The 25,603-nt window shown below is 43.2% G+C and carries 23 protein-coding genes; 5 read left to right on the forward strand and 18 right to left on the reverse strand.

Features of this window, described 5'->3' with window-relative positions; all coding sequences use genetic code 11:
- Nucleotides 1-72: 72 nt before the first annotated feature.
- On the reverse strand, nt 73-984 hold the full coding sequence (gene cyoE / locus MHB50_RS10650) for a heme o synthase (protein ID WP_340085253.1): 912 nt from the start codon (nt 982-984) through the stop codon (nt 73-75).
- Nucleotides 985-1,521: 537 nt separating this feature from the next.
- On the opposite strand from cyoE, the gene MHB50_RS10655 reads away from it, so the two are divergent.
- On the forward strand, nt 1,522-2,490 hold the full coding sequence (locus tag MHB50_RS10655) for a heme A synthase (protein ID WP_339163612.1): 969 nt from the start codon (nt 1,522-1,524) through the stop codon (nt 2,488-2,490).
- A 49-nt stretch (nt 2,491-2,539) separates the two neighbouring features.
- On the opposite strand, the gene pyc is transcribed toward MHB50_RS10655, so the two are convergent.
- The 3 genes from pyc to MHB50_RS10670 all read right to left on the reverse strand — a co-directional run bounded on the left by pyc (nt 2,540) and on the right by MHB50_RS10670 (nt 7,698).
- Nucleotides 2,540-5,977, reverse strand: coding sequence for a pyruvate carboxylase (gene pyc, locus MHB50_RS10660; protein ID WP_340085254.1), 3,438 nt, complete (start codon nt 5,975-5,977; stop codon nt 2,540-2,542).
- A 29-nt stretch (nt 5,978-6,006) separates the two neighbouring features.
- Complete coding sequence (locus MHB50_RS10665; RefSeq protein ID WP_205180036.1) at nt 6,007-7,242, reverse strand: FtsW/RodA/SpoVE family cell cycle protein; 1,236 nt, start codon at nt 7,240-7,242, stop codon at nt 6,007-6,009.
- 168 nt (nt 7,243-7,410) lie between these two features.
- On the reverse strand, nt 7,411-7,698 hold the full coding sequence (locus MHB50_RS10670; protein WP_077110982.1) for a YlaN family protein: 288 nt from the start codon (nt 7,696-7,698) through the stop codon (nt 7,411-7,413).
- A 204-nt stretch (nt 7,699-7,902) separates the two neighbouring features.
- On the opposite strand from MHB50_RS10670, the gene MHB50_RS10675 reads away from it, so the two are divergent.
- Nucleotides 7,903-8,394, forward strand: coding sequence for a peptidyl-prolyl cis-trans isomerase (locus MHB50_RS10675; RefSeq protein ID WP_340085326.1), 492 nt, complete (start codon nt 7,903-7,905; stop codon nt 8,392-8,394).
- 1,279 nt (nt 8,395-9,673) lie between these two features.
- Here the strand turns inward: MHB50_RS10675 and MHB50_RS10680 are convergent.
- Entirely contained in the window at nt 9,674-11,005 is a 1,332-nt protein-coding gene (locus MHB50_RS10680) for a PhoH family protein (protein ID WP_077111247.1), read from the reverse strand.
- A 154-nt stretch (nt 11,006-11,159) separates the two neighbouring features.
- Between MHB50_RS10680 and MHB50_RS10685 the strand changes: the two genes are divergently transcribed.
- Nucleotides 11,160-11,747 carry a YhcN/YlaJ family sporulation lipoprotein gene (locus MHB50_RS10685; RefSeq protein WP_077111248.1) on the forward strand — a complete coding sequence of 196 codons (588 nt, stop codon included), beginning with the start codon at nt 11,160-11,162 and terminating at the stop codon, nt 11,745-11,747.
- A 525-nt stretch (nt 11,748-12,272) separates the two neighbouring features.
- A complete protein-coding gene (locus tag MHB50_RS10690; RefSeq protein WP_077111249.1) occupies nt 12,273-12,473 on the forward strand; it encodes a YlaI family protein in 201 nt (66 codons plus the stop codon).
- 1,029 nt (nt 12,474-13,502) lie between these two features.
- Here the strand turns inward: MHB50_RS10690 and MHB50_RS10695 are convergent.
- Together MHB50_RS10695 and typA are read right to left on the reverse strand one after the other, a co-directional pair.
- The gene (locus tag MHB50_RS10695) at nt 13,503-13,829 is read right to left on the reverse strand and encodes a YlaH-like family protein (RefSeq protein WP_077111274.1); all 327 of its coding nucleotides are present in this window, start codon (nt 13,827-13,829) and stop codon (nt 13,503-13,505) included.
- Between the two features lie 132 nt (nt 13,830-13,961).
- A complete protein-coding gene (gene typA / locus MHB50_RS10700; RefSeq protein WP_077111250.1) occupies nt 13,962-15,791 on the reverse strand; it encodes a translational GTPase TypA in 1,830 nt (609 codons plus the stop codon).
- Between the two features lie 115 nt (nt 15,792-15,906).
- Between typA and MHB50_RS10705 the strand changes: the two genes are divergently transcribed.
- Complete coding sequence (locus MHB50_RS10705; protein WP_077111251.1) at nt 15,907-16,092, forward strand: YlaF family protein; 186 nt, start codon at nt 15,907-15,909, stop codon at nt 16,090-16,092.
- Nucleotides 16,093-16,160: 68 nt separating this feature from the next.
- On the opposite strand, the gene MHB50_RS10710 is transcribed toward MHB50_RS10705, so the two are convergent.
- The 11 genes from MHB50_RS10710 to pdhA form a co-directional block, all read right to left on the reverse strand.
- Nucleotides 16,161-16,964, reverse strand: a complete 804-nt coding sequence (locus MHB50_RS10710) for an inositol monophosphatase family protein (protein WP_077111252.1) — start codon at nt 16,962-16,964, stop codon at nt 16,161-16,163.
- Nucleotides 16,965-17,144: 180 nt separating this feature from the next.
- Nucleotides 17,145-17,339 (reverse strand): hypothetical protein, encoded by a 195-nt coding sequence (locus MHB50_RS10715; protein WP_077111253.1) that lies wholly within the window; start codon nt 17,337-17,339, stop codon nt 17,145-17,147.
- A gap of 201 nt (nt 17,340-17,540) precedes the next feature.
- A complete protein-coding gene (locus tag MHB50_RS10720; protein WP_077111254.1) occupies nt 17,541-17,819 on the reverse strand; it encodes a UPF0223 family protein in 279 nt (92 codons plus the stop codon).
- Nucleotides 17,820-18,821, reverse strand: coding sequence for a nitronate monooxygenase family protein (locus MHB50_RS10725; RefSeq protein ID WP_339163619.1), 1,002 nt, complete (start codon nt 18,819-18,821; stop codon nt 17,820-17,822). It abuts the gene before it with no gap.
- Nucleotides 18,822-18,886: 65 nt separating this feature from the next.
- Nucleotides 18,887-19,018, reverse strand: coding sequence for a GapA-binding peptide SR1P (locus MHB50_RS10730; RefSeq protein ID WP_077111255.1), 132 nt, complete (start codon nt 19,016-19,018; stop codon nt 18,887-18,889).
- 113 nt (nt 19,019-19,131) lie between these two features.
- Nucleotides 19,132-19,971: a polysaccharide deacetylase family protein gene (locus MHB50_RS10735; protein ID WP_340085255.1), complete on the reverse strand. Its 840-nt coding sequence runs from the start codon at nt 19,969-19,971 to the stop codon at nt 19,132-19,134.
- Between the two features lie 91 nt (nt 19,972-20,062).
- Complete coding sequence (locus MHB50_RS10740; protein WP_077111257.1) at nt 20,063-20,308, reverse strand: hypothetical protein; 246 nt, start codon at nt 20,306-20,308, stop codon at nt 20,063-20,065.
- Nucleotides 20,309-20,482: 174 nt separating this feature from the next.
- Nucleotides 20,483-21,892 (reverse strand): dihydrolipoyl dehydrogenase, encoded by a 1,410-nt coding sequence (gene lpdA, locus MHB50_RS10745; RefSeq protein ID WP_077111258.1) that lies wholly within the window; start codon nt 21,890-21,892, stop codon nt 20,483-20,485.
- Between the two features lie 3 nt (nt 21,893-21,895).
- A complete protein-coding gene (locus tag MHB50_RS10750) occupies nt 21,896-23,236 on the reverse strand; it encodes a dihydrolipoamide acetyltransferase family protein (RefSeq protein WP_340085256.1) in 1,341 nt (446 codons plus the stop codon).
- 46 nt (nt 23,237-23,282) lie between these two features.
- Nucleotides 23,283-24,260: an alpha-ketoacid dehydrogenase subunit beta gene (locus tag MHB50_RS10755; protein ID WP_340085257.1), complete on the reverse strand. Its 978-nt coding sequence runs from the start codon at nt 24,258-24,260 to the stop codon at nt 23,283-23,285.
- A gap of 3 nt (nt 24,261-24,263) precedes the next feature.
- Nucleotides 24,264-25,379 (reverse strand): pyruvate dehydrogenase (acetyl-transferring) E1 component subunit alpha, encoded by a 1,116-nt coding sequence (pdhA, locus tag MHB50_RS10760; RefSeq protein ID WP_340085258.1) that lies wholly within the window; start codon nt 25,377-25,379, stop codon nt 24,264-24,266.
- Nucleotides 25,380-25,603 lie beyond the last annotated feature (224 nt).

Here is a 25,603-nt window from a genome sequence, read left to right on the forward strand (position 1 = left end):
AAAAATCATAATGTCAACCAATGACCGGGTCTTTTATATATGGATTTCTTACATAAGAAAGAATTCCCCAAGTTATATAACTGTAAATATGACCATGGCCGTAAAAAGAATGGTCAAATAATTTAAGGAATAGACAAACATGAACGTTGCCCATTTTATATTATTTTTCATTTTATATCCAGCAATACCCAAAATGAGCCATCCGACATTTAACATAGTCGCAAATATTACGAATGGAGTGCCCAAAGAAGACATGAAAAACGGTAATGGCAGCAACAAGGCCACCCACATAATAATGCTTCTCTTTGTAGCAGCAAATCCTTTTACAACAGGCAACATCGGAATATTTGCCGCCCGGTATTCTTCCACTCTTCTCATTGCCAACGCATAAAAATGCGGCGGCTGCCAAATGAACATGAGGAGAAAAAGCATCCAGGCCATGGCCGGCAAGCTCGGATCCACTGCCGCCCAACCAATTAAGGGCGGGACCGCACCGGAAATGCTTCCGATCACAGTGTTGCTTACATACCGCCTCTTTGACCACATGCTATAGAGAACCACGTAACTGAAGACCCCTACTATACTAATAAAACCGGCTGTCATATTCGTCATAAAAACCATGAACAGGCCAGCAGCGATAAAAATAAAGCCAATCGCCAACACTTTGCCTCCGCTGATTCTTCCTGTAACTGTAGGCCTGTCTTTCGTTCTTTCCATAATCGGGTCAATGTCACGATCAATATAATTATTGAGTGCACATGAACCGGCTATAATAAGGGATGTGCCAAGCAATGTTAAAAAGACAATGTCAAGTGACTGCAAAAAGTGTTTTTCAGTCATGATGATTGCTATCCATAGTCCAGTAAATGTGGTGATCAAGTTCGAGTTGACAATACCAATTTTGATCAATGACAGGAAGTCTTTCCAGGCAGTAGCAGGAGGGATGGCTTCTTCCACCGCTGATGCAAGCCGACTGTTATCCATTATTCTTCCACCTCTCTCCCTTTATAAACTTGATTGCTTTACCCTTACTATAGTCCAAAATGATGCAATTTTCCCTTATTATGTTCATTTTTCAGTATTTGTTCACTTATTTTCCTGTTTTTTCAATATGTTATGTAGGTATGCTGGTGCACTTTGTATTGTACCATAATGCATCCGAAAATCCGAACTATCAGGTTTAAAGCATTTTTCCCCTCAGGCCATTGCTACTTTCCATTTTATATTTAAGCATATTATGCAACCATTTATATATTGCTTTCGCCACAATCTTTGTCAAAAGTGTGTCGGCCATTTTGTCAAAAGTGTGTCGGCAGCAATCTTTTTTGATCAGTTTATGGAGCATACTATATATCATTTCTAGCAAAAAACCCCTGTAATTTCAAGTTTTTCAATAGTGAAAGCGATGTTAACAAATTTGTCGGTTGTTTTTTGGAGCATGATTAGGTACTATCGTTATTGAAATTATTGTTGCTGAACGTTCCATGAAAATAAAATTTCTTATAGTAAGTAGGTGAAAATTTGCACCGGAAATTAAAATGGTTCGCCGTTCTCTCGACGGTGGTCATGGTCTTCGTCTTGCTCGGGGGAGCTTTAGTGACAAAGACAGGTTCTTCACTCGGCTGTGGAAGATCATGGCCCCTTTGCAATGGCGAACTGATTCCATCAAATATCAATGCAGAACTGATCATTGAACTAGCCCACCGGGTTGTTTCCGGATCTGCAGCCATTATGGTTGTTATTCTTTCCATCTGGGCTTGGAAAGCGATCGGAGACAAAAGAGAAACGAAGCCGCTCGCGGTTCTTTCTGTCTTCTTTCTTATTTTACAAGCATTAATCGGTGCGGCTGCAGTTGTATGGGGGCAATCAAAATTTGTTTTAGCGCTTCATTTCGGTATTTCCCTTATTTCTTTTGCTTCTGTCTTTTTATTGACACTGTTGATTTTTGAAGTGGATAAAAAGTTCGATGCAACGAAATTGCAAATAGATAAAAGGATGAAATATCATACGGTCGGTGTCACCATATACAGTTATATTGTCGTTTATACAGGCGCGCTCGTCCGCCATACCGATGCAAGCCTTATTTGCAGTGATTGGCCTTTATGTTCGAACGGGTCTCTACTGGCGCTTCCATCCAATATGTATGAGTGGATTCAAATGGGCCACCGCGTAATGGCCGGACTCATTTTTATTTGGATTGGTTATATCACATGGATGGCCGTAAAGCATTATAAAAATCAAAGAGTCGTGTATATGGGGTGGATTGTAGCCTTCATTCTGGTTACCTTGCAAGTAGCGGCTGGTGCTGTCGTTGTGTTAACGGAATTGAATATTTACGTTGCCCTTGCGCATGCCCTCTTTATTACCTGCCTCTTTGGTTTACTTAGTTATTTTATTATGTTATTTTCAAGACCAGGCGTGGAATATGCACCTGTACAAGAAACAACGCCGGGTGAACTGAAATCATCTAAAATGATTACGCAGCAATGAAAAAACTTGCACATGATGTTCGTGTGCAAGTTTTTTTGCGCTCGGGATATTATTTTTCCATCTCGATAAGCAAATCGCCTGTTTGGATCGCCTCGCCGCTTTTGACGTAAATATCTTTGATCGTTCCAGAGAAAGGCGCCTGTACGGTTGTCTCCATTTTCATTGCTTCGGTGATAATGAGGTGATCGCCTTTTTTCACGGCCTCTCCTTTGGCAACAAGCACTTTTAGCACCGTTCCAGGCATGGTGGCAGCGATTTCAGCTTCATTTTTCGGATCCGCCTTCCGCTTTGCGATAACGGTCGACTTGATGCTTTCATCTTTAATGATAATTTCACGCGGCTGGCCATTTAGCTCGAAATAAACTGTCCGGGTTCCATCCGGCTGTGATTGGCCGATTGATACAAGCTTGACGATCAATGTCTTTCCTGTTTCGATTTCTACTTCGATTTCTTCTCCCAATCTCATTCCGTGAAAAAATGTGGGCGTGTCGATAACCGAAATATTTCCAAATTGGTTGATGGTTTGAAAATACTCAAGGAATACTTTCGGGTACAGGGCGTAGGCCATTACATCATACTCAGAAACGGTACCTCCGACCTCTTGTGCCAACTGGGCTTTTAACGCGGCAAAATCGATATCTTCAAGCAGCTCTCCAGGGCGTACGGTAATAGGCTTGCGTTTCTTTAAAATGACTCGCTGCAAATCTTTCGGAAAGCCGCCGTAAGGCTGTCCGAGGTATCCTTCAAACAGTTCAATAACCGAATCAGGAAAGTCGATTGTCATGCCTTTTTCAAGGACAGATTCCTCCGTCAAATCGTTTTGCACCATAAAGAGCGCCATATCCCCGACCACCTTGGATGAAGGTGTCACTTTGACGATATCTCCAAACATCAAGTTTACCCGGCGGTACATATCTTTTACTTCATCCCAGCGGCTTCCAAGCCCAACCGCTTTCGCCTGTTGTTGCAAGTTGCTATATTGTCCGCCCGGCATCTCATGACGGTATACTTCTGAATGAGGAGCAAGCATGCCGCTTTCGAAGTGCTGGTAATATTTGCGGACATCCTCCCAATAGTAGGAAAGCTTCTCCACATCATCAATCGACACATCTGGCTGCCTGTCTGTTCCCTCCAGGGCATAGTAAAGCGAATTCAAACTGGGCTGGGATGTAAGCCCCGCAACCGATCCCAAAGCCGTGTCAATAATGTCGACACCCGCTTCAATAGCTTTCGTATACGTAAAGATTCCGTTGCCGCTCGTATCATGCATGTGCAGATGAATTGGCACATCGACTATACCCTTCAATTCGGAAATAAGGCGGTAAGCCGCTTCGGGCTTTAATAAGCCAGCCATATCTTTAATGGCCAGAATATGGGCACCCTGAGCTTCCAATTCTTTGGCGAGCTGCTTATAATAATTGACATCATACTTGGACCTTCCCGGATCGTTGATGTCCCCGGTATAACAAATAGCCGCTTGGGCAATTTTCCCTGATGCGCGGACAGAATCGATTGCCACTTCCATTCCCTTGACCCAGTTAAGGCTGTCAAAAATCCGAAAAACGTCAATGCCTGCATCAGCGGATAATCTGATAAACTCACGGATAACGTTATCAGGATAGTTTTTATATCCGACGGCGTTCGAGCCGCGGAAAAGCATTTGAAAAAGCAAATTCGGAATCTTCTTCCGAAGTACTTGAAGGCGCTCCCACGGGTCTTCTTTCAAAAACCGGTACGCAACATCAAACGTGGCCCCTCCCCACATTTCCAAGGAGAACAGTCCTGGAAGAAGTTGTGCTGTCGGCTCTGCCACTTGCAACATATCACGGGTTCTGACACGAGTGGCAAGCAACGACTGGTGGGCATCGCGAAAAGTTGTATCGCTTACAAGCGCTCTATTCTGATTTTTTACCCAATTAACAAGCCCTTCCGCACCTTGTTGTTCCAAAATTTGCTTTGTTCCGGGTGGCACTGATTGGCCCGCAGGTATTTTGGGTATGCGCGGATCCGGAAAAACCGGTTTTTTCGTCGTTTCAATTCCAGGGAAACCATTTACCGTGACCGTTCCAATATAGGAGAGCATTTTTGTTCCGCGGTCTTTGCTCTCCTCAAAAGAAAACAATTCCGGCGTCTCATCAATAAAAGAAGTATCATATTCACCCGTAATGAACTTTTCATGTTCCATAACATTGATCAAAAATGGAATATTTGTTTTTATTCCCCTAATGCGAAATTCTTTCAGATTTCTGACCATTTTTGCCGCAGCCTGCCTGAAGGTGAGCGCTTGGGTCGATACTTTTACAAGCAGCGAATCATAAAACGGGGTAATGACAGCCCCTTGAAAGCCGTTACCTGCATCAAGACGAACGCCAAATCCACCGCCAGAACGATACGCCATGATCTTACCGGTGTCCGGCATGAAGTCGTTAAGCGGATCTTCAGTTGTGACACGTGACTGAATGGCAAAACCGTTCATCTTAATATGTTCCTGCTTTGGAATCTGAATTGTTTCTCCATGCAGGGAATGCCCTTCCGCAATCAGGATTTGTGATTGGACGATGTCAATCCCGGTGATCATTTCTGTAATCGTATGTTCCACCTGGATTCTTGGATTCACTTCAATAAAGTAAAACTCATTGCCTGAAACAAGGAACTCTACCGTTCCGGCATTTATGTACCCGACATTTTTCATGAGGGTAACCGCCGCATCGCAAATTCTTTCCCGCATATGGTCTGAAAGCGATACGCATGGTGCCGTTTCAACAACTTTTTGATGGCGTCTTTGGACGGAGCAATCCCTTTCAAACAAATGAATGATATGGCCTTTGGCATCTCCCAAAATCTGGACTTCAATATGCTTCGGATTTTCAATTAATTTTTCGACATATACTTCATCATTTCCAAAAGCGGCTTTTGCTTCCGATTTGGCCCGCTCGTAAGCTTCCTTTAGCTCTCCGCGCGAACGCACAATCCTCATACCGCGTCCACCGCCGCCAAGAGCCGCCTTTACCATAATTGGGTATCCATGGTCATTACCGAATGTGGCCGCTTCTTCAAGGGTTTCTGCAGGCCCATCGCTTCCCGGGATAACTGGGATCCCCGCCAAGATGGCCTGGTGCTTGGCTTTTACTTTATCCCCGAACATATCGAGGTGTTTGACAGCCGGTCCGATGAAGATGAGTCCCTCTTCTTCGCACCGTCTGGCAAAATCAATGTTTTCGGAAAGGAATCCATACCCAGGGTGAATGGCATCCACTCCGGCCCTTTTCGCAATGTCAATGATGCCTTCAATATCTAAATAAGCATCTATAGGTTTTTTTCCTTCGCCGACCAAATAGGCTTCATCCGCTTTATAGCGGTGGTAGGACCCGGAGTCTTCGCGGGAATAGACGGCCACCGTCCGGATGTTGAGCTCTGTACAGGCCCTGAATACCCGGATGGCGATTTCCCCCCTGTTGGCAACCAGTACTTTATTAATATTCTTCATCCACAATTCTCCCCTTCTATAATAACCATTTATTTAAATGTACGCCGCTGAGCGCCCCATTTCCGATTGGCATTCGGCTGGGAAGGCTCAGCATGTGGTACAGGAACAGCTTTTTCGGCTTTGAATTTTTCTTCGTAATTGTTAAACATGGCCACATTAGCCAAAATTCCCATCAAAATGGATAATACTAGAATGGATGATCCGCCATAACTAATGAAAGGAAGTGGAACCCCCGTTATCGGGATTAGGCCTGACATTCCCCCCAAATTAATAAAGGATTGAATACCAATCATGCATGAAATGCCAATCGCCAGCATGGCGCCAAACGGATCCTTACTTCTGGTGGCGATAAAAAGGCCTCTCAAAACGATATATCCAAGCCCAACCAATACAAAAGCGACTCCAAATGCTCCAAGTTCCTCTGCAATGATTGCCATAATAAAATCGGTGTGGGCTTCCGGCAAATACCCTAGCTTTTGGACACTTTGACCAAGCCCCAATCCTTTTAAGCCGCCGGAACCGATAGCCAAATACGAGTTTACGAGTTGAAAGCCCTCATTCTGCCCGGTTCCAAAAGGGTCCAAGTACCCCGCGAATCGGCCCATGCGATTTTCTGTAAAAATCTTTTCGAACTTTAAAATAAGGAAAGGAGAAAGGACAGCAATTAACAGCAATCCGAGCATGACGAGCTTCATGATCGTGCGAAATCGCATTCCCGAGCAGACGATAATCGTCATTCCGATTAATAAAGTAATGAGCGCGGTACCATTATCTGGTTCCATTGCAATCAAAAAACAGACAAAAACGAGAAAGAGCAAAGGGGGCAATACCCCTTTATTGAGTTGGTTGATATAGGATTGCTTTTTTGAATATACCGCGGATAAGTATATAATGACGCTTATCTTCGCGAACTCGGAGGGCTGGATTTTTCGCGCCCCCAATTGAATCCAGCTTTGGGCGTTATTTGTGACATGTCCAAACAAAACAACTGCAAATAAACCAAGCACCGCAGCTAACGTAATGGAAATGAGAAAGGTTTTATTTTTGTATGCTTTATATGGAAAAATGGCGAAAAACAAAAAAAACAAGAATCCGACGAGCAGGTTGATCTTCTGCTTTTCATAAAAAAAATCAGCCGGGTAACCAAACCACTGAACAGCCACCACCATGCTGGCGCTATAAATCATGATTAATCCAAATAAGCAGAGCAGAAAATAAACAGCGATGATCGAGTAATCATATGACCGCAGTATTTTTTTCAGCATATTCTTCATCCAATCTTTCATTCAATTTTCGCCATTTATTAATAGAGTAAAAAAGTAAAAGAATACTACCTAAACGTCTGTCCATAGGACAAAAAAACCCAAACAATTTCGAATAAACTGTTTGAGTTTTACAGTGCGGCGATAGTGATGATGCTTGTACAAAATCACTCACTTTTCACTTTCTGTAAATGCCTCATGGAGAGCAGATAGCCGCCTTTCAAGTGAACATATCAATTCCTTGCCATCCTTTTCATCCACAAGTCCGAGGCGGACGGCAAAGTCTATTTCACGAGAAAAGCCGAACATCTGAGTATCCAACACTTCCTCGTATAAAGGACATTTGGGCATCGTTAAGTTGTCCATTTGCACCTGAATCAAACGCAAAATCTTGTCCGCGTCTGCCTTGAGCAGAGCGTAGGCCCTTTCCCGATGATCAATCTTCATTTCAGACACCACATTTTATCCCCCTGTCTCCGGACAAATAGACAATACTATCTGTAAATTTTAACCCTAATATAGGCAAATTGCAAGGGGTAAGTGGAAATATGACAAGAGAGCTTCCGTAAAAAAACAAATGCTTATGAAACAATAAGTGCGGACAACTTTTATTTTTGCAAGTTTTTCGGTATACTTACTCCAGGATAAGAAGGAGGTTAAATGATGGATACGATTCTCCCGATTAAAGGCAAGGTCAAGTTTCCAATCACATTGGATGCGGGTGTTTGGATTTTCGATGACCGCAAAATCGATTTGAATACATATTTTTCGGAAGACCATAAAGAGGACGATGAAGAAGAATTTACAGTAGCCTCCAAACATTGGGACAGGGTGATCAAAGAAGGAAATGTTTCCCCGCCAACCCTTAAATCAGAACGGCAATTTGAAAAAACGAAATTGCTGACAGGCACTTTCGGCATTTCTTTAAAACCATTTTTGGAAAATGCCGAGCCTGAAAAGAATGCCTCAACATTTGTCATCGAAACAGATTCAAAAGACATTTCATATCCTCTTGAAAACGCGTATGATTTAATCCTTGCTTTTTCAAAAGACGGTAAGCCGCTTCGAGAAGACGGTCCTGTACATGTGTTACACTCAGACGGGTCCAATAGAAATAACCCGATTAAGTTTGTCAAAGGTTTTCGTGTGGAATAGGGTAAAACAGACGCGAGGCTGGGACATAAGCAAATCCGAAATAGCAAGAGCCGAACAATTCATTTATCATTGTTCGGTTTATTTGTGTTAAAAAACCCTATCATCGCTACGTCTACATATTGCGCTTTCCGCAGGTCTCTTCAGCTTCCTCGGAAAACAAAGGTCGCTTTCCTGCGGGACCTTCAGCTCGAGCTATTCCCGCAGGAGTCCACATATGTTGACTACGCTAAAAGCTTGCGCATTATACACTGGGACCATTTATCCGGCATGTAAGGTGCCGTAAGACCCCCACTTCAAAATCTGGAATGAATATAAAAGGTCTAAGTGGGAGATAACGGCACCTAAATGCCCGATTGGTTCAACTAACATTCAAGGAGAAAAGCATTCCTTGAATGAAGTTTCACTTTATCCCGCATGTAAGATGCCGTAAGCCTCCCACTTCAAAATCTGGAGTGAATATAAAAGGGCTAAGTGGGAGATAACGGCACCTAAATGCCCGATTGATTCAACTAACATTCAGCAGGAGATGGAAGAAAACGCCTACTGAATGAAGTTTCACTGTATTGTTCGTTTTTTCATCAGCTGATTTAGTTGTGTTCCGGACTCTTTCTTTATGTAACTTTTGTATGAATATTGGCAAGAAACAATCTGACGTTGTCGCAGTTGCGCCCCCCTCTCCTCGAAAAAGCTCCGCTTTTTCTGCGTGGCTCTTTTTCAAAATAGTATTCAAAGAATCACGATTAGCATCTTAAACCGCTTTGCGATATCGCTTGTTTTGTTTACCGCGTCACAAAGCGGCAGGAAGTTTATTGTGCCTATTGAATGAATTTTGAAGCGAGTCTCTCCCTGGGAGGACTCTGGTTAGCGCTAATCGGGGGCTTGTCTGACAGTTAAGCGCATGAGTTGCCTCATTTTTCAAACTGCCCATTCCGCTTCCGAGGAAATTATTGATCAAAACATGGCGAGCTTTTCATTTCAAGACAACACTAAAGCGCATATGGATTACGATATGTAATGGTTCTTCAGCCCGCGGATTCGTCCAGATGCTACTTCAATCCGCTGATTCCTTCTATTTTCAAGTATGCAAGAAAAGGGCAGATCATCATCACATCCTCATTGAAGAGTTCAGGAATGAATAAAAAACAGCGATCATTTTATTCGGAGCAATGATCACTTAATTGGCCCATTCAGTCCCTAAAAGGGCATCCTCTTTTACTCTCTTGTTGAAATCTCGTCCTTCTCAGGAATATTTGTCATTATGATCACTTTTGGAAAAGGCTTATAATATGTCAGCGGCAAGCTGCGCCAATTGGGATCTTTCACCTTTGACAAGCTTAATATGCCCCGCCGCACTTTCCCCTTTAAACTTCTCCAATACGTATGTCAAACCGTTGTTGTATTCATCCAAATAAGGATGGTCGATTTGTTGCGGATCACCCATCAAAACAATTTTGCTTCTTTCTCCCACCCTTGTTAATATTGTCTTTGCTTCATGCTTCGTCAAATTTTGGGCTTCATCTATAATGATAAATTGCTCCGGAATGCTTCTTCCTCGAATATATGTGAGCGCTTCTACCTCTATTGAGCCCATTCCGGCGAGGATCGAATCGAGTTCCCCCGGCTTTTTTGTATTGAATAAATATTCAAGGTTGTCGTATATCGGCTGCATCCAAGGCCGTAATTTTTCTTGTTTTTCTCCGGGCAAATACCCGATATCCTTTCCAACTGGAACGATCGGGCGCGCCACCAACAGCTTTTTGTACGACTGCAAGTCTTCCGTCTGCATTAACCCTGCAGCCAGTGCAAGCAAAGTCTTTCCCGTACCGGCTTTGCCGATCATTGTGACAAGCTGGATATCATTTCGGAAGAGCAGTTCTGCGGCCATCATTTGCTGAGCGTTCCTTGGTCTGATTCCCCATATGGACTCATAACTGCTTTTGAGCTTTTTAATGTTTGCTCCCCGTTTATCGACCATCCCAATCCCGGAAGACGAGCTCCCCATTTCATCTTTCATGATGACGAATTGATTTGGATAAAAGGTCTTTTTTTCTGATAAATCCAAAGCGGATATTTCGCCCTTTTCGTAAAAAATCCTTAAACAGTCGATATCGACAAAAATTTCTTGCATTCCGGTATACAAGTGTTCGACTTCAACGACCCGGTCGCTCAAAAAATCTTCTGCAAGCAAGCCAAGAGCATCGGCTTTCACCCTTAATAATGCATCTTTGCTTACGATGATCACCGGCTTTCCATCTTCCTTTCCCTCTTCTTCAATGGCGATATTCTTCGCCACCGCGAGTATGCGATTATCATTTGTTTTTTCAAGAAAAATCTCCTGCAGTTGATGAAAGGATCTATGGTTCAATTCAATTCTCAGTGTGCCGCCATTTTCGAGAATGATTTGTTCATGCAATTTTCCCGTCTTCCTGAAGCTGTCAATCAATTTGGAAACATGTCTTGCATTCCTGCCGATTTCACTCATATCCCTTTTTTTAGAATCGAGTTCCTCCAATACTACAGCCGGAATGACGATCTCATTATCTTGAAATGAAAATACGGCATTCGGATCTTGAAGCAAGACATTCGTATCTAACACGTAAATTTTCGTCAAATTGATGCCTCCTGCTCCTTTTTAATATCATATGAAGCGAGAAATGCGCCGGTGCCAGTCAGCACTTTTTCAGAAATATATGCCTGACCGCATAAAGATAGAAGCTCTTTCACAATATAAGTGTAAGAAGGCAATATGAAAGGAGGCAATTCATATGAAAAAAGTTTTATTACTCATGTGCATTTTTTTATTGGCGGCATGCGGGCAACAAAATAATATGGAAAATAATACGAACGAGCCCAGACCACAAGGTGTTAGTACAAAAAATGAAGAAATGGCGGACGATAATCGCCGAGATAATATAGATAAGGCAGACCATCTTGCCAACTTGGCTTCACAAGTTCGGGGAGTAAGAGGAGCCAGGGCGGTTGTTGCCGGGGATTATGCCGTAATCGGAATTGATGTGGACAAAGACATGGACAGATCGAAAGTCGGCTCTCTTAAATATTCGGTTGTTGAAAGCATTAAGCATGATCCGCTGGGAGCCGGCGCGGTTGTCGTAGCCGACCCCGATTTGAATGAAAGACTTGACGAATTAAGAAATGATTTTGCAGCAGGCCAGCCGCTTCAGGGGATTATGAATGAGTTGGCAGATATAACAGGCAGGGTAATGCCGGAGGCTCCGCCCCGGGAAATGAATAAAAATCCCGAAGAGGCCCCCCAAAAGCCCAAGCGGGAAATGAATCAAAATGAAAACAGAACTTTAAACAAGGAACAGCAAGAGCAATCTACGGAAGAATAAAGGAAAAAATGCTAGCAGCGGGTTGGTTGGGTCGTGCAGGCGTGATGTAGTGTTCTTAGCCTGCGATCCTCTAAGCCCTCACCGATTAGGTGGCAAGCTCCGGAAGCAACGTCCTTGAAGCTCGCGCTTTTTTCAGGCGAAGACGATGCTATCGAAATCGCTTCACTTACACTAATAATCCTGTAAGCCACATCACTTTTCGTGGTCGGAATCTTTGAAAAACAGATGATGTGACGATGCCGATTTTTAACAATGGAGCCGACCGAAACCGGGCTGTTACTGGCGGTTGAGCCCCACCCAACCTTTTTACTGCCAGTTAAAGGCGGTTAAGGCGAAACTTCTAGCGGCGGAGAGCTTTTGGGCCGCTAGTTGTTAGTTAAGCCAATCCGGCTGGTACTGGCAGGCCTCCACCCAACCCCATTTCAGTGGAAGTCTTACTGCCATTTAAAGCGATAATTTATACAATCACCGAATCATGGTATAATCGTACAGAAGGAATTTCCATTTGTACTTGAGGTGGTCTTTATGAAAGTACAGTGTGTGATATGTGATGAACAAAACGAGCTTGAAGATGACACGCCGCTTGCAAAAAAGCTTCGGAACAGGCCGATCCATACGTATATGTGTGAACAATGCCACAACCGAATTGAAGAAAAGACAAGAGCCCGGTTTGCAAGCGGACAATTTCACCTGTACAGTTTTAAAAAAAAGAAAAATGACTTCTAGAATGTAAAACACCCAAGCCTTGTGAAGTCACCCCTAAAAGTTAGACACGGTTATTTCATCAGGCAACTTGAGTAAAATGAGTTCGGTATTGCACCGGACTCATTTTTAATTTTGACTTTATCCGTAGTAATCGATATATTTTTCTAATTTAAAGTGTTTTACAATTACAACGAGGCTGGTATATAAAAAATCGAACGATTCATTTATCATTGTTCAGTTTATTTGTGTTAAAAAAATCCCTATCATCGCTACGCCAAAATATTTTGCTTTCCGCGGGCCCGGCATCAGCTTCCACGGAAAGCAAAGGTCGCTTTCCTGCGGGATCTTCAGCTCGAGCTATTCCCGCAAGAGTCTACCTATTTTAACTACGCTAAAAGCTTGCGTATTAAACACTGGGATAATTGATCCCGCATGTAAGGTGCCGTAAGACTTCCACTTCAAGACCTGAGTTGATACAAAAGGTCTAAGTGGGAGATAACGGCACCTAAATGCCCGATTCGTTCAACTAACATTCAGTAGGAGAGGGAAGAATACTCCTACTGAATGAAGTTTCACTGTATTGTTCGTTTTTTATTGTATCCCAGACTCTTCCGAATTCATAATCCCAAAGAAATTCTCCAACGGGTGGACGTCCCTTTTTCTTTGATTGAAGGGCATCGAATCCTTGTGTTTCAAATTGTTTTTTCCACTGCGAAGTGCAGGTTGAGTAGATATATTACATATACCGCAGTTTCAATCATGCATTTTAGTACATCTGGTTTAAACTGTGCTGGATAATTTGTATACCGTTTTATAAACGCTTCTACGCCGTTATACTCATATTGTTTCACCCATTTTAGAATCGCTTTATGATCAGTTCTTAACGATTTTGCTGTTCATTTGAACCTCATTTCTATTTAAATTTCACTCAATTGCTTGTAATTTATCTTCTGCAGTAAATGTAGCCATAGAAAAAACTGCACCTCCAATAGTTAGATGGATGCAGTTCATTGTGTGTGCATGGGTATTTTTCGTTTGTGGTGCCTGAAGCTATAGTGCACCCGATTTTTTTTCTTTGTGTAATCTGATCTTATAAAGGATTAAAATGAGGGCCGCAACAATAAGCCCTTCCGCTATTGGCAGGAAAATGCCCAAAAAGGTAAGTACCGTACATCCCGCTATGAGAAAAATGTAAATAATAGCGGATTTTAGCAATGGGAGCTTTTTGGCAAACCCCAATTTATACACAAGGATGCTAAGGGCAATGATCGTTACATAAAAAAGCCAGTTTGCCGTTGGCGGATTTTGAGTCAAATCGTAGTAAAATCTATAAATGGCAGAAAATCTGTCAATGACAGCCTGATCTTCTTTGGTCATGGCGATAATGGATGCCAGGCTTCCGAAGAAATTCATTTCCGCTCCCTCCTTTTCCAGCCTTTTAAAAGGGGATTCCTCCATACAGAAGAATCCCAAATAAGCATATCATATTTACCATGTTTAAAAACCCGTTTAGACATATTTTTTCTTTTTCGCCACTTTTTCCCGTTCATTTTTATTCAAAATCTTTTTCCTCAATCGGATTGACTCGGGAGTGACTTCACACAACTCATCGTCATTCAAGTATTCAAGCGACTCTTCCAACGACATGATCCTCGGCCTTTTAATAGTCGACGTTTGATCTTTCGTAGCCGAACGAACGTTTGTTGCATGCTTTGTTTTCGTAATATTGACAGCAAGGTCATTTTCCCGGGTATGCTCTCCGATGATCATTCCCTCGTATATTTCGGTTCCGGGTTCGACGAAAATAGTACCGCGGTCTTCAACATGCATGATGCCATAAGTTGTTGCTTTTCCACTTTCCATGGAAACGAGCACTCCTTGATGTCGCCCGCCTATCTGTCCCTGTGCCATTGGCTGATAACTATCAAAGGTGTGGTTCAAGATGCCGTACCCTCTTGTAATCGACATAAATTCAGTCGTATAGCCGATCAGCCCTCGCGCCGGAACCTGGAAGATCAACCTGACCTGTCCTTTTCCGTTATTGATCATGTCCAGCATTGTCCCTTTTCGGGAGCCGAGAGATTCAATGATGCTGCCCGTATGTTCCTCAGGGGCATCGATTTGTACGTGCTCAATCGGCTCACAAAGGGTCCCATCAATTTCTTTCACGATGACTTTCGGCTTGGAAACCTGCAGTTCAAAACCTTCACGCCGCATATTTTCAATTAAAATAGACAAATGGAGCTCACCACGTCCGGAGACGATCCAAGTATCGGGAGAATCGCCAAGTTCTACACGCAAACTGACATCGGTCTCCAACTGTGTCATAAGCCTTTCTTCAATTTTTCTGGCAGTGACAAATTTGCCTTCCCTGCCGGCGAACGGACTATTATTGACAAGAAATGTCATTTGCAAAGTAGGCTCGTCAATTGTGAGGATCGGCAGAGGCTCTTGATGGTCTACCGGGCAAAGCGTTTCACCCACATTTATATCTTCCATCCCAGAAACGGCAACGATATCGCCAGAAAATGCTTCGTCGATCTCTACTCTTTTTAAACCAAAGAATCCGAACAGCTTGGTCACCCGAAATTGTTTTACTGTGCCATCTTGTTTTAAAAGGGCGACCTGTTGCCCGACTTTAATTGTTCCGCGAAAGATACGGCCGATGCCGGTTCTGCCAACATACTTGTCATAATCCAGCAAAGAGACTTGGAGTTGGAGCGGCTCTTCCCGATTTTCCACGGGAGCCGGAATATGATCCAATATCGTTTCGTACAGGACTTCCATCGTTTCTTCCTGACGGTCCGGTTCTGTACTTGCTGTTCCGTTTATGCCGGAAGCAAAAACAACTGGAAATTCAAGCTGGTCATCGTTCGCATCCAGTTCGATAAACAATTCCAACACCTCGTCCACCACTTCTTCCGGGCGGGCAAAATCACGGTCGACTTTATTGACAACAACGATCGGTGTCAAGTTTTGTTCAAGCGCTTTTTTCAAAACAAACCGCGTTTGGGGCATGCAACCCTCGTAAGCATCCACAACAAGCAAAACGCCGTCAACCATTCGCAAAATCCGCTCTACTTCACCGCCAAAATCGGCATGTCCAGGGGTATCCATGATATTGATTTTTGTACCTTTATATTGAATGGCTGTATTTTTAGCCAAAATTGTGATTCCCCGTTCACGTTCCAATTCATTGGAATCCATTACACGATCTTCAACGTGCTCATTCGTACGGAAAATCCCTGATTGTCTTAAAAGCTGATCCACCAATGTCGTTTTCCCATGATCAACATGGGCAATGATCGCTATATTTCTTATATCATCTCTTTTATTCAAAGTTGTTCCTCCTGCCTAAGTCGTGCATATTGAACATTGAACCTGACAATTATATCATAAATGGTGGTTAAATGGTTAATTTTTTTGTACAATATCAATAAGGAGGCGAACGTTTGTGACTGGCATAAAGTGGAACTTTTTATGTCTCGCCATTTTGGCGGCATTTTCCATTGTGGGAATGGGCATTTCGCTCGGAGTACAAAGCATGTTGGGAATGCTCATTTGCTTGATTATTTTAGTATCCGTCATGGGTTACGGTTTTAAAATGAAAAAAAAGCTTCGGGAAGCCGGAAGGCTATAAGATAACCCGGTGTATTCTCATGCTTAGTATCCACAACACGGCGTCCATTCAATGAATGGCGCCGTTTGTTATTGAATGCCCTTTTTTAAATACTCTTCTATTATTTTTTCATGGAGACGCGGTTTTGCGGCGACAACCGGGGTTTTTTCAAGCAGATTCAAAGGTTCCCCTTTTAAATTGGTTATTTTCCCTCCCACTTCTTCCAGAATGATTTTTCCGCCTGCGAAATCCCATGGAGAAAGCCGCATCGTTATGTAGGCATCAAGCCTTCCTGTCGATACGTAAGCAAATTCCATGGCAGCTGAACCGTATGAACGAGTTCCGCGCACATCATTTGCCAAGGGTATAAGTGTTTTGGCCGGATCCAACAGCCTGTTGGATGTCAGCCATGTCAGGTTAATACCAATAACAGCCTTGTCAACAGTTGTTTCTTTCAACATGGGGAGCTGTTCATCATTCCAATAAGCTCCCTCACCCGCAACAGCAACATATATTTCGTTTAATACGACATCATATATGTACCCAAGACGCGATTCACCGTTTTCAAATATTCCGATGGAGATCATAAAATTCCGTTTTTGATGGATAAAATTCGTCGTTCCATCAATAGGGTCGACGATCCATACGACTCCGGAAAGATCTTTTAGGTCATCACCAAAACCTTCTTCCCCCATAATTCGATGTCCGGGAAATGTTTGTCTAATCTGTTTGGCAAAAAATCGTTCTGTCTCCTGATCGATATTCGTAACAAGGTCGTTTGCGTTCGTTTTTTCCTTTATTTGAAGAGCCGTTTGAAATGATAAAATAATTTTATCGCCGGCTTCCTTCAACCAGGCCCGAGCACATTGATCAATTTCCGTCCAGTTTGTCATTGTTTACCTCCAAAAAAGTCTTTCATAGTTGCCTTGCTACAAGCTTAGATAATTAAGGGAACGTTTTCAAGTGCCACCACACAAAAAAACGAACCCCTATTATGAAACATGGCCCTTAATAGTGAGTCCGCTTTTTCATATGTTTATATTCATTGATGTCTAATTTCATTTGTCAAACTCTCACAATGCTTCCATTTTCATTAACTCGGCACGAATTTTTTCCAACTTTCGCTTTGCTTTTATTTTCAACTCTTCATTTTCCTCTTGCATGGCATCAAATAACACAGCCAATTCATAGTTCAACTCAAGGTGAAGGACAGCAAGTTTTTGTTTATCCATCGACTTTTTGCGATAAGCATTCATTACTTGCTTCATGAAAAAACACCCCTTCCAAAATTAATCTCCATCCTGACCTTAATTCACAATTTACTTATGATATCTTATGTTGTCTGCATTATGCCGGTAACAAAATTGTGCACTTACCTATGAAAATGTTATATGAGTCCTTCTGCTTACTAGTTTAGTACCCTTTTTAGCAAAAAAATAAACGCATTGGATCAATGCGTTCATAAGGGATCATGTATGTTTTATGATGATGGTTTTGTTATCTTCAGCCTGCTTCGCTTTTTGAAAAACTTGGTAAGCGGAGTATCCGCTTACCTCTTCAAATTCCTTCGTCACCTTTTTTTCTTCTGCTTTTCCGGGAACAATTTGTTTGAAGCGGCGATATTGAGCCATAAATTCATCCCGGGGAATGCCTGTTTCATAGGCCTTTTCTACAGCTTGAAAAAAATGAATGACGGCAATGATTTCTTCCGTCGTCCAATGGTGTGAACAGGGATATTGATATTCCATTTATTTTACACCCCACTTCTTTCGAATTCCTGCTGCCTCCGAAATCAGCGATTGGATCAACTCTTCAACACTGACCACTTTATGTATTAATCCAATTGCCTGGCCGGCCCAACCATATCCTTGATCTACAAGACCTTCATGTATATATTTTTTGTTTGCTTCCCCGCTGATATACTCTTTCATTTCTTCGTAGCCGCCGCCCGCTTGCTCGATGTCCAGAATTTTTTTCGCCCAATCATTTACAATGACCCTGCCTGGGGCATTTAAAGTCTGTTTGATGACAACAGTATCGGTTTCCTCTCCCTTGATAATCGCCTGCTTGTATTCCTCGGAAGCATGTACACATTCTTTTGTCGCAATAAATCGTGTTCCCATCTCAATTCCTTCCGCGCCGAGTGCAAGGGCAGCCATCAATCCTCTGCCATCAGCGATTCCCCCCGAAGCAATGACAGGTATTTGCACACTGTCCACAACGCGCGGAATAAGAACAAAAGTCCCGATATCATCTTTGCCGATATGCCCCCCGCCTTCCTGACCAACAACCATTACAGCGTCCGCTCCAAGCTCTTCCGCTTTCTGCGCCTGTCTTTTAGCTGCAACAAGCACGAGCTTTTTGACATCGACACCTTCCAGCATCTTGAAAAATGGGGCAGGGTTTCCGCCAGTCACGGAAACAACACTGACACTTTCCTCTATGGCGGCTTCAACCATATGTTCAAAAGGTCGTCCGTGCTGGCCGATTGCAAAATTAACGCCAAAAGGCTTATCGGTCAATTCTTTCGTTTTTTTAATTTCTTCCTTCAACATTTCCGGGTTTTCCAGCGACATTGCCGTTATCTGTCCAAGTCCACCTGCGTTTGAAACGGCTGCAGCCAGTTCCGAATAGGCCAGATAAGCAAGGCCTCCCTGAATGATCGGATATTGAATATGTAATAAGTCAGTCACTCGCGTTTTCAACTGTTCCACTGCCATCTTCTCCTTTTTTTCCTTTTCTGTATTCATTCTCCATGCTTTTCGAAAAAACCTTTCTCCAACAAAAAAAAGGAAGCATACCCGGGGCTGCTTCCTTAAATGGCAGTGGCGACTGTTGTTTCCTCTTTTTTTCCGCAGTCACAGCAACAGGAATAAAGTGTCGTGACCTTCTCATCTTCAAAATAATCAATCGTTTCATTGCATGCTTGGCAGACAATGATACCCATTTATTTCATTCCTTTCGTAAGAAAATGAAATCTTTTATTTTATATTAGGGTATCATATATCTGAAATCAAGCACAAATTGTATGTCACATATGACAAATTGGTTATCCTGTTGTCATTCAATTGCAATGAGATTCGGATCTGCCATGTCGTAGCCTTTTTCCCGCAACCCCTGAACCATTTTTTCCAAACCGTCTCTTGTCCACTCTCTGTCATGCATCAGCAAATTGGCGCCGTTTTGAAGATAGGGTGTATTGACCATAATGTCAGATATGGCATCCCCTGTTTTGTATTGGGACTCCCAGTCATAACCGTACGTCCAATTCATCAGCACCATGCCTTCCTGGGCTGCAATCTCCTTGCTCTTATCCGTATTCTTTCCAAACGGGGCCCGGAAAAATTTCGGTCGCTCCCCCGTTACCTTTTCCACGATATCGTTGACGGAAACAATTTCCTCCAATTGTTTTTCTTCCGGCAAAGTTGTCAAATCACTGTGGGAATAGGTATGGTTCCCGATGACAAACCCAAGGTCATATATTTCCTTTAACATTTTTTCTTTTTCGGGTGTGTTGATAAAGTGCCCATTGACAAAAAAGATGGCAGGGGCCTCAAGTCTTTTCAATATATGAGCCATATCCAGCGCATATTTGTCGGGAGCGTCATCAATGGTCAGCAAGACCACTTGCGGATTTGCGTCGGCAATCGGTTCAAGTGCATACATTTCATTCATTTTGTACTCGGGTTTTGTTTGTGTTTTCTCGGTCTCATTCTCTTCTTTATTTTCTGCTTGCTCTTCTTTCGAATCTACCTCTTTGTCATCATTCCTGCTTTTCTTTTCGGTTCCTTCGTCTTGCGAGGTTGAACCCTTGCCCCCGGCCTTTTCAGTTTCCGTTCCTGCTTCGCTGGAGCAGCCCAGCAAAAACATTGCACATAACATGATGTAAAACCATTTCATAAAACCATTTCACCTTCTATAAATCTACTATTTTCATTCGAATATATTTCATTATACCCATTTTTGGCCTAGGAATGACATAAGCGAAAAGTCATGTTGGAAAAATAAACTGCAAGAACAAATGCATGGCTGAATAAGCAGAAAGACTCATAACCGTTATGATAAAAGTGATTTTATTGGATTTGAGAATGATCCTTGCCAACATAAAAGCGAGATAAAAAAACACTCCAAACAAAATAACTTTGAAAAAAAGGCGGTCCCCTCCCGAAAGCCATTCCACCAATGTAAACCCGCTCCAAATCATTAGTTGTAAAATAAGAGCAATATATTTATTCATCCAAAATCTCCACCGTCTCATGAAAGTGATTTGCATCTTACTGATAATATGCACGTTACGGCGGGATTTAAAACTATGAATTTAGTCTTTATTAAAAACATGTGTAACTACAAAGGAAAAACACATGGTGTTGTTCCTGATACAGGAAGAATCCATGTGTTTTTCGACTATTTTTTATTTCACAATATGAATAGGCGTTCCCAGTGCCACTTCCGCGGCTTCCATCGTAATTTCTCCCAAAGTAGGATGGGCGTGGATCGTCATCGCGATGTCCTCGGCTGTCATCCCGGCTTCAATGGCGAGTCCGATCTCAGCGATCATATCGGATGCGCTCGCTCCGGCAACTTGTCCGCCAATAACGAGTCCGTCCTCTTTGCGAGTAATTAATTTGACAAATCCGTCCGTCGCATTAAGTGCGAGTGCCCGGCCATTTGCCGCAAACGGAAATCTTCCTACTGCAATGTCAATGCCTTCTTCTTTCGCTTGCTTCTCCGTGTAGCCGACAGATGCCAGCTCCGGCTCGGAAAAGACGACAGCCGGAATGCCAAGATAATCAATCTCTGAAGAATGACCCGAAATGACTTCGGCGGCGATTTTTCCTTCGTAGGATGCTTTATGAGCAAGCTTTGGCCCATCAACGATATCGCCAATGGCAAAGATGTTCGGTATATTCGTTCTTAACTGCTTGTCTACTTCAATCAGACCTTGGTCGTTTACTTTAATGCCGACTTGCTCAAGACCAAGCTCGTCCGTGTTCGGCTTTCTTCCGACTGTAACAAGGACATAATCCGCTTCAATCGTATGTTCTTCCCCTTTGGCCTCATACGTCACTTTTACACCATCGTCTGTCTCTTCGACACCTTTTGCCGACGCGTTGGTCACAACCGACACGTTTTTCTTTTTCAAGTTTCTTTTGACAAGAGCGGTCATTTGTTTTTCAAATCCGCCCAAAATTTCTTTCATTCCTTCAATGATCGTTACTTCAGTACCAAAATTGGCATATGCTGTTCCCAGTTCAACCCCGATATAGCCTCCTCCGACAACAACGAGTTTTTTCGGCAGTTCGTCAAGGTTGAGGGCTCCTGTTGAATCAATCACCCGTTTCGAATATGTAAAGCCGGGGATTTCAACAGGACGAGATCCAGTCGCAATAATGGCGTTTTTGAACGTATACGTTTGTGCTGAGTTATCGTCCATGACACGGACGCTGTTTTCATCCACAAAGTAGGCTTCACCTTGGACGATGTCGACTTTGTTCCCTTTTAAAAGGCCTTCAACTCCTCCGGTCAGCTTGTTAACGACGCCGGATTTCCATTCTTGCACTTTTGAAAAATCCAACGTAACGTTTTCCGCGTTAATGCCGATATCGCTGGAATTTTTGGCCTCATCATAGCGGTGCGAAGCAGAAATGAGTGCTTTGGATGGAATACATCCCACATTTAAACAAACTCCTCCAAGGTTACCTTTTTCCACGATCGTCACTTTTTGGCCAAGCTGAGCAGCCCGAATAGCCGCAACGTAGCCGCCGGGTCCCGCCCCTATCACAATCGTATCGGTTTCAATTGGGAAATCTCCTACTACCATTCTCTACGCCTCCATTAGTAAAAGTTCCGGGTCGCTCAACAGACGTTTTATCTGATTTAATGCCTGCTGTGCGGTAACTCCATCAATAACCCGATGATCAAAGCTCAAGGATAATGCTAACACAGGAGCGGCTACAATTTCACCATTTTTGACTACCGGTTTTTCAGCAATTCTGCCAATACCCAGAATGGCTGTTTCCGGATGATTGATCACTGGCGTAAACCATTGGCCCCCGGCAGATCCGATGTTCGTAATTGTGCACGAGCCTCCGCTCATTTCATTCGGACTAAGTTTGCCGCTTCTCGCTTTTTCCGCCAGTTCATTGATTTCTTTTGAAATCGCAAAAACAGATTTGGAGTCGGCATGCTTGACAACAGGGACAAGCAACCCTCGCTCTGTGTCGGCGGCAATACCGATATTGTAGTAGTGTTTCTGGATGATTTCTTCTTTTTCATCATCAACCGATGTATTAAGCGCCGGATATTCACGCAATGTGCTGACGAGCGCCTTTACAACATAAGGGAGGTACGTCAATTTTATATTTTTCTCGGCCGCAACAGCTTTAAATTTCTTCCGGTGGGCAACAAGTTCTGTAACATCCACTTCATCCAAAATGGTGACGTGCGGAGCGGTATGTTTCGAATTAACCATTGCTTTGGCAATCGCTTTGCGAATCCCGCTCATTTTTTCTCTTGTTTCAGGATATTCTCCTTCCGGAACGACAGGAGCCTTCGGTTTTTCTTCTTGCTTCGTATCCGCCTTTTGAACTTCCTGAGTGTCAGGAACTTCGGTAGCTTTTTCTGGCGCGTTCAAATACTGGTCAATATCTTCTTTTAGTATTCTGCCATTTTTACCTGTACCTGTTACCTTTTGGATATCAACATTTTTTTCACGGGCATATTTGCGTACAGAAGGCATTGCGATAACCCGGTTGTTCGTTTTTTCCTGTTCAGCCGCGGCACCCGTGCTTTCTGCTTCTTTTTCCTGTTTTTCTTCAGCTTTCACTTCTTCTTTTTGAATATCCTGTCCGGATTCTGCGGTTGATTGCACGTCCGCTTCGGTTTCTTCTTCACCACTGTCCCCTTTAAACTGGAGATCTTCGTATCCCGGCGCATCAAATGTAACGAGCACATCTCCGACAACAGCCGTCTCGCCTTCCTGAACGAGTATTTCCTCCACTGTACCAGTTACCGGAGATGGTATTTCCACCACGGCTTTGTCATTTTGCACTTCACATAATACGTCATCTTCTTCCACTTTCTTACCAGGTTCCACGAACCATTTCACAATTTCGCCTTCATGGATTCCTTCTCCAATATCAGGCAGCTTAAATTGGAATGACAATATTTTCACCCTCCTGTTGTAAATAGTTGTTCAGTCTTGAGGTTGTTTAAAATTCCAGTACTTTTTTAGCCGTTTCAACGATATCTTTATGGTTTGGCAGCCAAACCGGTTCAGCTTGTGAAAATGGATATACCGTATCCGGAGCTGTTACTCGCAATACAGGCGCCTCCAAGCTTAAAATGGCGCGATCGTTAATTTCCGCCACAACATTCGCTGCAATTCCCGCCTGTTTTTGAGCCTCTTGGACGACAATAGCCCGGTTCGTTTTTTCAACGGATTGAATAATGGTTTCAATATCAAGCGGGCTAACAGTTCGCAAGTCGATGACTTCCACGGAGTACCCATCTTTTTCAAGCAGTTCGGCAGCTTTTAGTGAATCATGAACCATTGCGCCATACGTTACGATCGACAAGTCGCTTCCTTCACGCTTTATATCTGCTTTCCCGATAGGAATCGTATATTCTTCTTCCGGAACTTCTTGTCTGAAAGAGCGGTACAATTTCATATGCTCAAGGAAAATAACCGGATCATTGTCTCGAATGGCGGAAATAAGCAAACCTTTGGCGTCATAAGGCGTCGAAGGAATGACAACCTTTAGTCCGGGTTGCTGGGCTACAAGGCCTTCAAGACTGTCTGCGTGCAACTCAGGTGTATGTACGCCGCCCCCAAAAGGTGATCGGACTGTAATGGGTGCATGATACGAACCACCCGTCCGGTAGCGCCAGCGGGCCATTTGGCCATTGATTGAATCCATTACCTCATATAGGAAACCAAAGAATTGAATTTCTGGGACTGGACGGAATCCTTGAGTTGTCAAGCCAATTGCCAGCCCGCCAATAGCGGATTCCGCAAGCGGCGTGTCGAATACCCGTTCTTCTCCAAATTCTTTTTGCAGTCCCTCCGTCGCGCGGAAAACGCCTCCGTTTACCCCCACGTCTTCGCCGAACACAAGGACATTTTCATCATTGCGCAATTCCGTGCGCATCGCATCTGTGATTGCCTGTATCATTGTCATTTGCGCCATGGCTTACTTCGACTCCTTCTCTTTATATATTTCAAACTGCTCTTTTAAATGGAACGGAAGTTCTTCATACATATTCGAAATCAAGTCCGTCACTTTTTGCTTTGGCGTTTGATCCGCTTTTTTAATGGCTTCTCTAATTTCGTCTTTCGCTTTTTCAATTACTTCATTTTCCTTATCTTCGTTCCACAGACCTTTTTCTTCCAAATACTTTCTAAAGCGGACAATCGGATCTTTTTTCTCCCATTCGCTGTCAGTATCGGAAGTTCTATATCGTGTCGGGTCATCTCCCGCCATTGTGTGTGGACCATATCTGTAGCAAATGGTTTCGATAAGAGAAGGTCCTCCTCCATCAACAGCCCGTTTCCGAGCTTCCCGCACCACAGCATATACCGCAAGCGGATCCATGCCATCTACCACAATACCCGGAATTCCTGCCGCCACTGCTTTTTGGGCAATAGTCGAAGCGGCTGTCTGTTTGTCCCGCGGTGTAGAAATGGCAAATTGGTTGTTTTGGACGATAAAGACCGCTGGCGCGCCGAATGCGCCGGCAAAGTTGATTCCCTCGTAAAAGTCTCCTTGGGAAGATCCGCCGTCACCCGTATATGTTGCGGCAACCGCTTTTTTACCGCGCTTTTTAAGTCCAAGGGCAACGCCCGCCGCCTGCACATATTGCGCTCCAATAATGATTTGCGGAGGAATGACGTTTACTTCTTCGGGAATTTGATTCCCAACATAGTGTCCTCTTGAAAATAAGAATGCTTTATAAAGCGGAAGACCGTGCCAGATGATTTGAGGAACATCCCTGTACCCCGGCAAAATAAAGTCTTCTTTTTCCAATGCGAAATGCGAAGCAATCGCGGATGCCTCTTGACCGGCAGTCGGTGCATAAAAGCCGAGCCGTCCCTGTCTGTTCAAAGAAATGGAACGTTGATCAAATATGCGCGTATAAACCATTCGGCTCATAAGCTCAACCAGTTCATCATCAGATAAATCCGGCAACAATTTTTCGTTGACCACTTCACCCTTTTCATTCAACACTTGAATCATTTCAAATTGTTTTTCAATATTCTCGAGCGTTTCGACCGCATCGAATTCCGCTGTCTTCGCTTTTGAAGCCATCGAAATCACCAACCCTTTCTATTTTTAAATGCATTACTTGGTAGAGTGCCCTAAAAAAAGCATGTCAATATGAAATAAAGGTGTCTCTATAGTTTTTCCACAATCTTGAGTTGAAAAAACAACTATCGACCTCCTTTGAAACACCCTAATCTGTATCAGTTATTTTTTTATGTATTATAACACAATGTAATTTTTCCTCATTTTTTAGATTACATGAGAAAATC

This window comes from Siminovitchia sp. FSL H7-0308, from assembly GCF_037980985.1.
Classification (GTDB): Bacteria; Bacillota; Bacilli; order Bacillales; family Bacillaceae_C; genus Siminovitchia; species Siminovitchia thermophila.